This window comes from Paenibacillus sp. E222 (assembly GCF_013401555.1).
Lineage (GTDB): Bacteria > Bacillota > Bacilli > Paenibacillales > Paenibacillaceae > Paenibacillus.
The window spans coordinates 4,899,260-4,912,807 of sequence record NZ_CP058552.1; the positions used below are offsets into that span (position 1 = coordinate 4,899,260).

7 protein-coding genes are annotated in these 13,548 nt (G+C 45.2%); all 7 read left to right on the forward strand.

Features of this window, described 5'->3' with window-relative positions:
• The first annotated feature begins 16 nt into the window (after window positions 1–16).
• The gene (locus HW560_RS22005) at window positions 17–1,123 is read left to right on the forward strand and encodes a pectin acetylesterase-family hydrolase (protein ID WP_179264737.1); all 1,107 of its coding nucleotides are present in this window, start codon (window positions 17–19) and stop codon (window positions 1,121–1,123) included.
• A 349-nt stretch (window positions 1,124–1,472) separates the two neighbouring features.
• Complete coding sequence (locus tag HW560_RS22010; protein WP_179264738.1) at window positions 1,473–3,179, forward strand: type 2 periplasmic-binding domain-containing protein; 1,707 nt, start codon at window positions 1,473–1,475, stop codon at window positions 3,177–3,179.
• A gap of 185 nt (window positions 3,180–3,364) precedes the next feature.
• Window positions 3,365–4,297 carry an ABC transporter permease gene (locus HW560_RS22015; RefSeq protein ID WP_179264739.1) on the forward strand — a complete coding sequence of 311 codons (933 nt, stop codon included), beginning with the start codon at window positions 3,365–3,367 and terminating at the stop codon, window positions 4,295–4,297.
• 11 nt (window positions 4,298–4,308) lie between these two features.
• Window positions 4,309–5,181 (forward strand): carbohydrate ABC transporter permease, encoded by an 873-nt coding sequence (locus HW560_RS22020; RefSeq protein WP_179264730.1) that lies wholly within the window; start codon window positions 4,309–4,311, stop codon window positions 5,179–5,181.
• Between the two features lie 360 nt (window positions 5,182–5,541).
• Complete coding sequence (locus HW560_RS22025; protein WP_179264740.1) at window positions 5,542–8,106, forward strand: family 78 glycoside hydrolase catalytic domain; 2,565 nt, start codon at window positions 5,542–5,544, stop codon at window positions 8,104–8,106.
• A 29-nt stretch (window positions 8,107–8,135) separates the two neighbouring features.
• Window positions 8,136–10,289 carry a glycoside hydrolase family 3 N-terminal domain-containing protein gene (locus HW560_RS22030; RefSeq protein WP_218834976.1) on the forward strand — a complete coding sequence of 718 codons (2,154 nt, stop codon included), beginning with the start codon at window positions 8,136–8,138 and terminating at the stop codon, window positions 10,287–10,289.
• 113 nt (window positions 10,290–10,402) lie between these two features.
• Window positions 10,403–13,036, forward strand: coding sequence for a glycosylhydrolase-like jelly roll fold domain-containing protein (locus HW560_RS22035; protein ID WP_179264742.1), 2,634 nt, complete (start codon window positions 10,403–10,405; stop codon window positions 13,034–13,036).
• Window positions 13,037–13,548: the final 512 nt, after the last annotated feature.

Below are 13,548 nucleotides of genomic sequence, written 5' to 3' on the forward strand. Positions count from 1 at the left end.
AAAGGAGCGAAACCTAATGTTTGATAATGTAGAAGAGTATAAAAAATATCTCCAAGAGCATCAGTTACCTGTGTTAGAGGGAGTGCCGGATAAAGGACAGTGGTATAGAGTTCCTGTTCCTGGAGCCATTTGTGCAGGAGGCTCGCCTTACTGGGGCTACCTGCGTAAAGGAACAGAGCCGGGGCTTATCGTCTTCTTTTTGGGGGGAGGCGTATCATTGAATGCTTATACGGCCGCACGGCCAACTCGGTTAGGTGCGCAAGAAGAGAATTTTTATGTTGACGATAAGGCATTGCAATTTAACGATTTGGCATTTAATCGCGGAATCTTTGATGAAACACCGGATAATCCTTTTAGGAACTGGAGTTTCATCTTCGTCAGCTACGCTACAGGAGATTTTCATGTGGGAAATGGCGATTATCATTATACAGCAAGAGACGGCTCTCCTGCGGTGCTGCACCATCATGGGTACTCCAACTACAGCGGGCTTATGGAGCAAGCGACGAAACATCTATCTACACCGACAAAACTGTTGATTACGGGAACAAGTGGCGGCGCATTCGGTGCTGCAGCCTTAACTTCGGATGTCATGAGTTATTTTCCGGAGTGCCGTGATGTAACCTGCTGCCCTGATAGCGCTTTGTTACTTAATGACCAGTGGAAGACAATAGCACAGAACATCTGGCAGGCGAGCGAACGGATATGGGAGCCGCTCCAGGGTCCAAATATCTGCCTTGACTGGATGCGTACCCTCTATGCCGAGAAGGGGAATGACGTTCGATATCTTTATATCAACTCCATTAGAGATACTGCTTTTGCCATGTATCAACACTATATTGATCACGGCACCTTAGAAGTGAAGCGGGAACAGTGTCTGCAATTCGAGAAGGATCTCAAGGAGATGGTCGATGCCTTGAAGTCCGAAATTCCCGGCATCGGCATCTTCCTATTCGATAACCCGATTGGGGAGATGTACTCGGAATCTATGGGTACAACGCATACCCTAATTCACGACCCCGAATTTTATCGTCCGGTCAAACATGGCACCAGCCTACGGGATTGGCTGTGGAGTGCCGTGAATGGAAATGTGTACGATGCAGGTCTCGACCTACTTGAAGGCTAGATGTGAATAATTGATATTGAAATGGATAAAATAGATTCTTTATGGCTGACGTTGACGATAGACGACGTCAGCTTTTTGTTGTTCATTCAAAGTCTCAATTAAGTTTAAAATGAGATATTGCCAATGTTAATGAAGAGATTCAATTTAGTATCCAGGATTACGCAGGTGTGGATATTGGCAAGCTAATATCAGGGGAAGAAGATTCAGCACAGTTGACAAGTTACAGTTAGCACTTTTCGAATTGTGGTTTGGATTGAGATATCGAATGTTGCTTATCCGTTATTTCATGGCCGGGAATATGTTTCTATAATGAAAGCGTAATCAAAAATATTTGGGGGTTTGAATGAATATGAAATCAAAATGGCTAGCTACCGTTCTTTCTGTTGGGTTACTCACTACTGCGCTAATCGGTTGTAGCAATGGAAATAACAGCGACGGGGCCGAGAAGGGTGAGGCAACACCAGAGGCAACGAAGAAGCTGAATATCGTGAATGGCAAGATCGAACCGGCAGCGTCGTTTACCACCGTTATGGGAGAAAATCCGGGCTATAAATATAGAGAAGGGGAATCCGTTACGGACAATGTATTCACCCGCTGGGCCGAGGACAAATTTGGCGTACAGATTAAAACTTTATGGACAGGCGGCGGTACGGATGGTTCGTATGATACGAAATTGAAACTCATGCTCTCTGCGAACGACGAATTGCCAGATATCGTAATGTCGGGTAGTCCCGCTAACACCAATCTTCTCATCGATTCGGGCAAGTTCATGGAAGTGGAAGAAGTGTTCGAGAAATATGCCTCTCCAACTTGGAAAAGTGCGTTAGCCGATATAAAGGATCCCTGGTTATCGGTCACTCGAGACGGCAAAAAGATGGCGATTCCAGGAACTTCTACAGATTACGGGCAATCAAACAACGTTTTATGGATCCGTCAGGACTGGCTGGACAAGCTCAAGTTGAAAGCACCTACTACAATTGAAGAGTTGGAGACGGTCATGGATGCCTTCGTCAATCAGGATCCAGACGGTAATGGGCAGAAGGATACGTTTGCCCTGGATTTTGCCATGAAGGATAAGATGACTGGCAACCTCCTTGGAGACGGAGCCTGGATCTTTGGACTTTACGGGGCCATGCCGGAAAGATGGTATCCAGGAGAAGACGGAAAGCTTCAAAATGGTTCGATTCTACCGGGGGTCAAGCAGGGCTTAATGAAGATGAAAGAGTGGAAGGATAAAGGGTATTTTGCGAGCGATATTGCGTTACATGACCCCAATACAATTGTCACCGCGGTCACATCTAATAAGGTTGGGATTGTCGCAGCGCCTTCTTTCTTCATCCAATATCCTGGTTCCATGCTGCTCGCGACCAACCCTACGGCGATGTTCAAACCCTATCCGCTGCCGCATGGGGTCAATGGCCCAGCTTTGCATACCTATTTTACGATATCCGGCGGGACCGTGATCAATAAAGATATTTCGGATGAAGCGCTTCAAGCCTACTTTCATTATATGAACTCGATGTATGCTGTCTACGAATCCGATAATCCTCTTGAATATTTCAAAGGATTTCAGGAGGGCTACCAATATGTTGTCAAAGATGGAAAGATTGTAACCGATGAGAAAGAGATTCCCGGTGGAAAGATTAATTCGAACGATTACATTTTTGGAAGCATGCCGGATGTTTCCTCAAAGATGAAAGAAATAACATTAAAAGTGGCAAAGAAAGAAGAACTCACAGAGAAAGATCGTGCCTTTATGCAAGCTCTTGGGATTGCAGACGACACCAATCCATTACAAAGAATCGTGTACGATGCGATGCTTATATCCATGAATGAAGAATCCTCGCGCGTAAGGGAACATTACATGGGTCCGGTAACGTCCACCATGTCGTCCAGAAATGAGCTGCTGCAAAAAATGCAAATGGAGACATTCTCGAAGATCATCTATGGACAGTCTCCGGTGGATGCGTTTGATCAATTTGTAGAGAAATGGAAGTCTTCGGGCGGTGATACCATTACAAAAGAAGTCAATGAATGGTACGATTCCGTCAAATAACCTATTATTGATCAGCGGTCTTGATGTGGATTCACGCATCAAGACCGCTCTTTTTTTTGGAGCTGGCCTCCATAATTTTAATATTTAGAATGCGTTATTGGTATTTGCATTGCTTTATATCAAGCCGAAATGCCCATCACTATAATAAAAATAGATTACAAGAATCAGGTGGGAGGATTTAGACAATGGGCATGAATACTGCTGTACCGGCAAAAAAAAAGAAATTCACTAGACAAAAAGGTAGCTGGGGATTATACCTTATGCTTCTGCCCGCTGTGGTACTGACCGCAATTTTTGTCTACATACCCATGAGCGGCCTGTTAATGGCCTTTCAGGATTATAAGCCCTCTCTGGGGATTTCCAAATCTCCCTGGGTCGGGTTGGACCAATTCAAGTTTTTATTTGAATATCCCGACAGCATGCAGGTCATTTGGAACACGCTGAAAATTTCGTTTCTCAAATTAGCCATTGGCATGTTCAGTACCCTTGCGTTTGCGCTGCTGATCAATGAGGTGAAACACAAATTTCTGCGCACCTCGGTTCAAACCTTTGTGTTTCTGCCTCACTTCATTTCCTGGGTGGTGCTCGGCGGTATCTTCATCCAGCTGTTGAATCCGGAATATGGATTAGTGAACCAACTGCTGAAAGCCTTGGGTCACGAGCCCGTGTTCTTTCTAGGCAGCAACCACTGGTTTGTGCCAATCGTGCTCTTTACGGATGCATGGAAAGAATTCGGTTACGGGTCCATCATTTATCTGGCGGCCCTGGTGGGCATTAATCCGGCTCTCTATGAAGCTGCTCAGCTTGACGGAGCGAGCAAGCTGAAACAAATGTTGAATATTACCCTTCCCAGCCTGATCCCTACTATCTGTGTCATGCTGACGATCTCCCTGGGCGGTGTGCTCAATGCAGGCTTTGACCAAATCTTCAACTTGTACAATCCGCTGGTCTATGAGAGCGGCGATATCATCGATACCTTCGTGTTCCGTATCGGTTTGATCGGCGGGAATTTCAGTTTCGGTACAGCGATCGGATTGTTCAAGTCTGTAGTGGGCCTGATCCTGATTCTAGGCGGATACCGGCTCGCCTACAAAGTTGCAGGTTATAAGATTTTCTAAGGAGTGGACTTATGCGTAGAACAGCCAAATTCAGTACATTTCAACTCATCAACAATATCATCATGGTCATGCTGGCCGTGATCTGCATCCTGCCGTTTCTTCATGTTTTGTCTGTATCCTTAAGTTCCAGTGCAGCCGTATCTGCCAATAAAGTAACCTTTTGGCCGATTGGGTTGAATTTGAACTCTTACAGCAGGGCGCTGGAAGATACCCAATTGCTTCGTTCCCTCTGGATTTCGGTGGAACGGACCTTGTTAAGTGTAACGTTGGGGCTGACGGTGACCAGTATGGCAGCTTATGTACTGTCCAAAGGCGGAGGACAGAAAGGGATTGCGGGCTACAAGTGGTTTGTCGGATTTTTTATTGTAGCCATGCTTTTCAACGGAGGGATGATTCCGACGTATCTGGTGGTGACCAAAATGGGTCTGTATAACACCATATGGGCGCTGATCCTGCCGACGATGATCAATGTATTTAATATCATCCTGATTATGAATTTTTTCAAGGCATTACCGCAGGAGCTGGAAGAAGCAGCATTTATAGATGGTGCCGGGCACTGGAAAGTGTATCTGAGAGTGATGTTACCCTTGTCGCTGCCGGTCATGGCAACAGTAGGGCTGTTCACGGTGGTAGGAGAATGGAATGAATGGTTGGCGGGTCAAATCTATATGAAGCCGGAAAACGCCCCGCTGAGTACGTTCTTGAAGGCTGCTATATCGATGCCCAATATTGATATCAAGAATGCAGAAGCCGCAGCGAAATTCAATGCATTGTCCTTGAATTCTGCCCAAATCTTCATCGGAGCTTTGCCGATCTTGCTGATCTATCCCTTCCTCCAAAAATTCTTTGCGAAAGGTATAGTGATTGGGGCAGTGAAGGAGTAGGACAAGCCTGATCAGGAATGGGAGGTCAAGATTCATATGAAGAAAAAAATGAAAGCAGCATTATCTATTCTTGCTCTAATGGATGCTACGGAAACGGACGTGTTGTCTTTATTTATAAAGAATCTAAAAAGATCAATATACATGTAACTCAGTGGCGTGAAAACAACGGCTGATGAAAGGACGGAGATTAATTTGCTTCATATATATGACCTAAGGACTGAATATCTTTGTAATCCATTGGGACTTGACGAGCCGCGGCCGCGGTTCTCGTGGAAACTGAAAAGTGACAATATTGGAGTGATACAGTCCAATTACCAGATTATTGCTTATTCTAACGGGAAGATAATTTGGAATAGCGGAATGGTTACTAGCAGTGAAAGTCAGTTCATCCGCTATGATGGAGCAGAATTGGTAAGCAGACAACAAGTGGTTTGGAAGGTATCGGTGACATCAGTCGACGAAACTGGTATCCAAGAAAACGCTCATAGCGAATTTGCACGATTGGAGATGGGATTGCTTCATCCGGCGGACTGGCAGGCGAAATGGATTGAACCTGAGTTGGAGATCGATATCGACGCGCGAAAGCCAGCTCCCTATTTAAGACGAACATTTAAAGTGAAGCCTGGACTTAAGCAGGCGCGTATTTACCAGACAGCGCATGGGCTTTATGAGTTCTGGATCAATGGACATACCGGTACGGAGGATAAATTTAAGCCTGGACTGACAAGCTATTATGCCAGAATTCAGATTCAGGCGTACGACATCACTAAGCTGCTGAAGGAAGGTTCAAATGCCTGGGCGGTCATGCTTGGCGATGGCTGGTGGCGGGGAATGACCGGCGGAACCGTTAAGAATAACTTTGGCTATAAGCTGCACTATTTTGGACAGATCGAATTAACCTATGAAAACGGTGAAAGGGAAGTAATAGGTACAGATGAGCGCTTTAAATACGCTACGGGGGGCATGCTGGCTTCCGATATGCTCATGGGCGACATTTTTGACGCTAGAAAGGAATTTGTGGATTGGAAATTGGCCGTGTTCGATGACAATTCATGGATGAACGTGCACTGTACAACCGAGCATGCAGATGTCCGATTAATTGCCAGCAGCAGTGTCCCGGTCAGAGAAAAAGAGCAGTTCACTGCACAGCCGTTCCGGGATGCAGCGGGACAGCTGGTACTTGATTTTGGCCAAAATATTGCCGGATATGTAAAAATGAAGCTGAAAAACTGCAAAGCTGGCCAGAAAATAAGATTAGTCCATGGGGAAGATCTCAAGGACGGGTGTTTTTCGCTCGACAACATTAAGCATGGTGTCCTGCAGTCCTCTGAATTCCAGGAAGTGATTTATTATTGTTCCGGAAATGCTGAAGAGGAATACTGTCCGTTATTTTCTATTTTCGGTTTCCGGTATGTTCTTGTGGAAGGCTACAATGAAGACATCAACGAAGGAGACTTTACGGCAATCGCCGTTTATTCCGATATGGAAGAGACAGGCAGCTTTATTTGCTCCAACCTGCTAATTAACAAGCTCGTACTGAATAGCTTCTGGAGTCAGAAAGGGAATTTCATGGATGTCCCGGTGGATTGCCCGACCCGTGAGCGGAATGCCTGGACTGGTGATGCCCAGATTTATGTACGGACCGCTGCTGATTTTATGAATGTATATTCCTTCTTTGAAAAATGGCTTAAAGATCTATCGCTGGAGCAATATGCGAGTGGAAAAGTCGGCATCACTTTCCCTTCTACCAGTAGTGTTCACAATCCGGTGGAACTGGAACGGAACATAAAGGACAACCCTTTATGGGCGTTAGCCGGTCCTAGCGGAAATGGCAGCATAGGTGAGGACTGTGCCGGCTGGGGAGACGCAGCGGTGTGGATTCCTTACATGATTTATCTATGTTATGGTGACAAACAAATTCTCGTTAATCAATATGAAACAGCCAGAAAATGGGTCGATTATATGCTTGCCTGTGCAAAAGAGCATAATCCGCTGTATGCACAGGAATCGCAGTATCTAAATTATGAAGAAGGAGAATTAGATGCTGATTATATTTTTGACACAAAGATGCATTACGGGGAATGGCTGGAGCCTATCCCGAAAGAGAATACCGGGGAGTCTTTCGTAGAAGCAATCACCAGGATGAGAACACACGGAAATCCCCGTGTAGCTACTGCCTATATGTTCCGTTCTGCTGAAAATGTGGCACATATGGCGCAGATCTTGGGCAATCAAGAGGACTGTACGAAATACAAGAAGATCGCGGACAAAATCCGTAAAGTTTATGATAGGTACTTGATCGGAGATGACGGGGTTATCGAACCAGGCCATCAGGCGGCTTATGTTCGGGTACTTGCTATGGATCTCTGTTCAGAAGAAAAGCGCGAGAGTGTTGTAAAGCAGCTCCTAAAGGAAATAGAAAATAATAACTATCGTCTGAATACCGGCTTTCTATCCACGCCTTTTTTACTTCATGTACTGGTGGATTACGGATACTCAGAGATTGCTTTCCGGATTTTAGAGCAAACTGAAAATCCAAGCTGGCTGCATGCAGTCATGCTCGGCAGCACGACCATTCTTGAAAACTGGGACGGGATGGATCAGCATCATGGTTCTTATAATCATTATAGCTATGGTGCTGTCTGCGACTTTTTATTCAGTAGGGTGGCAGGAATTACTCCATTGTTCGAGGCGCCTGGGTATCGGGAGTTTGAACTTCGACCAATTATTGGTGGCACGCTAACACACGCCGAAGCCAGTTATGAATGCCTTTATGGAACCATTCGTTCCAGGTGGAAAAAAACGAAAAATGGTTTGATTTATGAATGCAGTGTGCCTGTAAATACAAGAGCTAGAGTGTATTTGCCGGATGGACAATGCATTTCCGTAGGAAGCGGCGATTACCGTTTTTCAGTAGGTGCTTAATATATTTCATATCTTTCGGAGGAACCCAATTGGAGAAAAATTATGAAAATGAAATTCAAACCTTACTGACGAAGATGACTATTGAAGAGAAGGTAGGTCAACTGCAACAGTGCGGGCCTTCTTTGGTAGGAGCTTTTGAGGTAAGCTTTGAAGAATTGGTTAACATGGTATACGACGGGAGAATCAGTAAAGCCGACTTCCAAAATATGATGAGTACTGCGAAACAGGACTTTCATGAGGAAGACTTGAAAGCAGGGAGAATCGGTTCTTACAATGGACTAAACAATGCGAAAACGGCGAATGATTTGCAGAAAATAGCGGTAACGGAAACCCGTTTGGGAATCCCTCTTTTATTTGGATACGATGTCATTCATGGTTACCGCACTGTTACGCCTATCCCGCTGGCGGAAAGCTGTGCATGGGAGCCAGAGCTTTGGGAAAGAACAGCAAGAATCGCGGCCGAAGAAGCAACTGCGGGTGGGGTTCATATGACTTTTGCTCCAATGGTGGATGTATCCAGAGATGCCAGATGGGGCCGAGTGAGTGAAGGCGCAGGCGAAGATACTTTGCTGTCTTCCATGTATGGTGCTGCTAAGGTGAAGGGATTCCAAGGTGATGATTTGACCAAGGAAGATGCTATGGCGGCTTGTATTAAACATTTTGCCGGTTACGGAGCGGCAGAAGCCGGGAAAGATTACAACCGTGTGGATATGTCAATCCTGCGATTATTTGAGGAGTATCTTCCACCGTTCGAAGCCTGTGTCAGCGCCGGGGCAAGAGCGGTAATGCCGGCTTTTAATGATATTAACGGAATCCCGTGCACAGTGAATTCATGGCTGCTTACTGATGTACTTCGTAAACAATGGGGATTTGATGGTATGACCATCAGCGATGCGAATGCCATCGCTGAATGTGTAACCCATGGAATTGCCGTGGATACTGCAGATGCTGCCAAGCAAGCGCTCGAAGCCGGGCTTGATATGGATATGACCTCGAATGCGTACAGCGATTCGCTAGTCGAACTGATTAGTAACGGTGCTGTGGATGAACAAGTTTTGGACAGAGCTGTTGCTGACGTATTGCGGGTTAAGTTTGAATTGGGATTATTTGAACATCCGTACCGCACTACCGAAGAACGCGAGAAAGTTGCAATGTTGAAGCCGGCTTACCGTGCCCTGGCAAGAGAAGCGGCTGAGAAATCCATCGTTCTGCTGAAAAACGATAATGTGCTGCCTTTAAAGAATGGGATGAAGCTGGGGTTAATGGGCGAGCTGGCCAATAACCGGGAAGAAATGACAGGAGCCTGGGCCATCAAAGCAGACGGGCAAGACTGTGTAAGCCTTGTCGATGCTTGCAAGGCCCAAGGAATTAACTTTATTTACATGGCTGAAGATACAGTGATTCCTGAAGAGTGCGATGTTTATGTCGCTGCTATTGGAGAATTCAAAAATCAGAGTGGTGAAGCGGCCAGTCGTGCTTCTATTGAGCTGCCCACAGAACAGATCGATTTATTGAAGAGATTAATAGAAACAGGTAAACCGGTCATTGCCGTTCTGTTTAATGGAAGGCCCCTAGCAATCCCGTGGGTAGCGGACAACGTACATGCAATTGTCGAGGCATGGCATCCGGGTGTAGAAGCAGGGAATGCCATTCTAAATATACTGTTCGGGATAATAAATCCATCCGCTAAATTAACCACAACCTTTCCTTATTCCAGCGGGCAATGCCCGGTTTACTATGCACATATTAATACCGGTCGCCCGGGAGGAAAGAGTAAATTCACTTCAAAATATTTAGACACACCGCTTGCACCGGTTTATCCGTTTGGATATGGCTTAAGCTATACAACATTCCTATATTCGGATCTGCAGGTGAGGAAAGAGCAGGAAGGAATCAGAGTGTCCGTTAAGGTAAGGAATACCGGAGATCGCGATGGAACTGAGATTATTCAGTGTTATATCCGCGATATCGTGGCGAAACGTGTCCGGCCTGTAAAGCAGCTGGTCGATTTTACGAAGATTCCATTGCAGGCAGGAGTGGAAAGCGAAGTCGTCTTTCTAGTGCCCTATCAGGCAATGGGCTACTACGACATGAGTATGAATTATGTTATTGAAGAAGGAGAATTTGAAATTTTTGTGGGAGGTAATTCAGTAGAATGTCTGTCAAGTAGGTTCTGGCTGTAAAACCATAAAACTTGCTCTACTGCGATTTTCAGAAAAAGAACTTAGCGAGATCATTACCTATTTATATCAAATCCAAATCAAATGAATTAAAGATAGAAGGGAAGGGTCTTGTAGTGCCAAATAAATTAAATGATGTTCTATCCGGAAGAGAAGCTAACTATATCTTGCCGTTTTTTTGGCAACATGGGGAAGATGAAGAGGTTCTTCGAGAAGAAATGGCCCGGATTCACGAATCGGGCATAGGTGCGGTATGTGTTGAAGCACGTCCGCACCCCGACTTTCTTGGACCGAACTGGTGGAGAGACATGGATATAATTATAGAAGAAGCTACGATACGCGGAATGCGAGTATGGGTTCTCGATGACGATCACTTTCCAACAGGTCACGCTGCCGGCCGGTTAAAGGACGCGCCAGAAGAATTGCGCCGCCTTTTTCTATCCAAACTGCATATTGATGCTCTAGGACCAAAGGCGGGCTCATCATTTGCTGTGGCCGTTCCCAATCTTCCCGGATTTTATGAAGCCGCCTCGTCCAACCTGACTGTCATTGCGGTTCAGCGGAACTCTGTTACAGGCGAATTATTAGACGAGGCTATTGATTTGACTTCACGGGTGGTGAACAGCAGATTGTATTGGGATGTACCTGAAGGATACTGGAGAATATTTACGGTTTTTGAGAATGCCATTGGAGGAGACCCTTCCAAGCGGGATTACTTGAATCCGCTTATAAAGGATTCAACCAAAGTCTTGATCGATACCGTGTATGAAGCCTTTTACTCACGTTACCAGGAATACTTCGGGAATACCTTTGCAGGGTTCTTTTCGGATGAGCCGGGCTTCTACAGTGGAAAGAATGCAATTATTACCAACTATGAGATTACCGTTGGGCAAGATAAGGCAGATTTGCCATGGTGCCCTGAGATGGAACGGCTGCTTGAGCAAGAACTGGGCTCAGACTATAAAACACTTTTACCCTTGCTATGGCAAAATGGCAGCACGGAGGCAACTTCGAAGACCCGCTATTGTTATATGAATCTGGTAAGCATGCTATATGCCGAACACTTCACCGACCAAATCGGTGATTGGTGTAGAGAACGGAAAATCGAATATATTGGTCATGTAATCGAAGACAACAATACACACGCACGTTTGGGTGTCGGTAGCGGGCATTTCTTCAGAGCGTTGGGGGGACAGGACATGTCGGGGCTGGATGTCGTACTGTGGCAGCTTAATCCCGGCTTTGATGAAATCCCGTCGGCATGGGTTGCAGGAGAAGCCGACAATGAGTTTTTTAACTATGGTCTTGCCAAGATGGCAGCATCGCTGTCCCATCTCGATCCGAAAAAGCAAGGCAGAACCATGGCTGAAGTATTCGGTGCTTACGGTTGGGCCGAAGGTCTGAAGCTGATGAAGTGGATGACTGACCACATGCTCGTACGTGGGGTTAATTTCTTCGTCCCTCATGCGTTCTCTCCAAAGGAGTTCCCCGATCCGGATTGTCCGCCGCATATGTATGCACGAGGTAAAAATCCGCAATATCGTTATTACAAACATTTAAATCATTATACTAATCGCATGTCTCATCTCCTGACCGACGGATTGCACATCGCATCGGCGGCTGTTTTGTACCATGCGGAGGCAGAATGGTCAGGACAATATATGTATTTTCATAAACCGGTAAAGGAACTAATGCGTGCACAGATTGACTGCGATGTCGTGCCGTGTGATTCGATCATCGCGGATGCAGCAGTTCAGAACGAGAAACTGACGTTGTTGAGCGAAACTTACGACTGTTTAATCGTTCCTTACAGTGAAGCACTTCCGAGTGAAGTATTGCTGCGGTTTATTGAATTAACAGAGAAAGGTTTGCCGGTTTTCTTTGTTGGCGGGCTACCAGCAAGAACGAGCGAGGGTGGGAAAGGGGAACTTGTAGAGCAATTAAAACGATGCAAACATGTAAAAGTAGTCGCTCTTGAAGATTTAGCACAGAAGTTAAAAAGCTCCGGGTTTACAGATATCCTCACGGACGGCAGCTACCCGTTTCTGCGATACTATCATGTACGGCATCAGGATATGGATGTATTTATGTTCTTCAATGAACACCCCATTCAGGATATAGGTACGGAAGTGATTCTACCTGTTAAGGGTTCGCTTGTCTTCTATGATGCTTACTCCAATAAGGTTATCCATACGTGCAGTGTTCAGGAAGGTGATTCTACCCGAATCTCGCTCGAGCTGTCCCCATTTGAGGCGATTGTTGTGCTATCAAGCGATAGCTTTGAACCATTCGAGACAGAACCGGACTTAAAAAGAGATGGTGAGGAGATTCTCATTGAATCATTGTGGTCTATCTCGACAGCAATCTCAGAACAATATCCTTACTTTACCCCATGGGCCGAGCATCAAAAGTTGACCGATCTAAGTGTACCTAGTCTTCTACCAGACTTCTCAGGGACGTTCCGATATGATACATTTTTGAACTACGATGGGCTTAACGGAAAACAACTTATTCTTGATCTTGGGAAAGTATTTGAAACAGCGGAAGTTTTCATAAACGGCACATCCGCTGGTGTCCGGATCAGCGCACCCTACCGTTTTGACGTAAGTAAGCTTATTCAATCAGGAGAAAATACCATTTCTGTTGAAGTAACCAATACGCTTTCAAAAGAGATTACGGATTTCTGTTCCCGGGTAGCACAGCTTGAGCCAAGTGGTCTTCTTGGACCTGTCCGGTTGAGTTCTCGATAGAATTTTTCCGGAGTTACATGACATTAAGTAGTTACCGCATCCTGTAGCGTGGAATCTCATAGATGGGTACGTTTAAAGCTGTTGCTTACAAATATGACAAGGAATGTGGACGTTAAAACTAAAGAGCCAACTTATGAATGAGGCAGTTGCCCCTCCTGATTTTATCTTGAATTAAGGAGGGAACTGCTTTTTGTCGCGGTGACTTGATTCCCTTATGTCTATCGCGTCTTACTTAGGAAAAATTATATCTAAGAGTTGTGAATCAATTGCACCCTTTTACATCAGTTTAGTTTCCACTAATAAAATATGAAAAAGAACAAAGATATGGGAACAATATATTAATTAATTTAACACCGTATTGAAAATCAAACTAAAAGGGTTAGGAGGATTGTCTATAAATTAAAAGTGATTGGACCGAGAGTTAATGAACTGCAAGCTAAGCTAAAGTGTTCAATTCACAAAATAAGAGAGGTTATTACATGAGTGAAAATAATGGAATTCCAGAACATCCT

Excerpts from the sequence above, each read along its gene's own strand:
- HW560_RS22005 (WP_179264737.1), top strand. The coding sequence starts at position 17 with ATGTTTGATAATGTAGAAGAGTATAAAAAATATCTCCAAGAGCATCAG.
- HW560_RS22010 (WP_179264738.1), top strand. The coding sequence starts at position 1,473 with ATGAAATCAAAATGGCTAGCTACCGTTCTTTCTGTTGGGTTACTCACT.
- HW560_RS22015 (WP_179264739.1), top strand. The coding sequence starts at position 3,365 with ATGGGCATGAATACTGCTGTACCGGCAAAAAAAAAGAAATTCACTAGA.
- HW560_RS22020 (WP_179264730.1), top strand. The coding sequence starts at position 4,309 with ATGCGTAGAACAGCCAAATTCAGTACATTTCAACTCATCAACAATATC.
- HW560_RS22025 (WP_179264740.1), top strand. The coding sequence starts at position 5,542 with ATGGTTACTAGCAGTGAAAGTCAGTTCATCCGCTATGATGGAGCAGAA.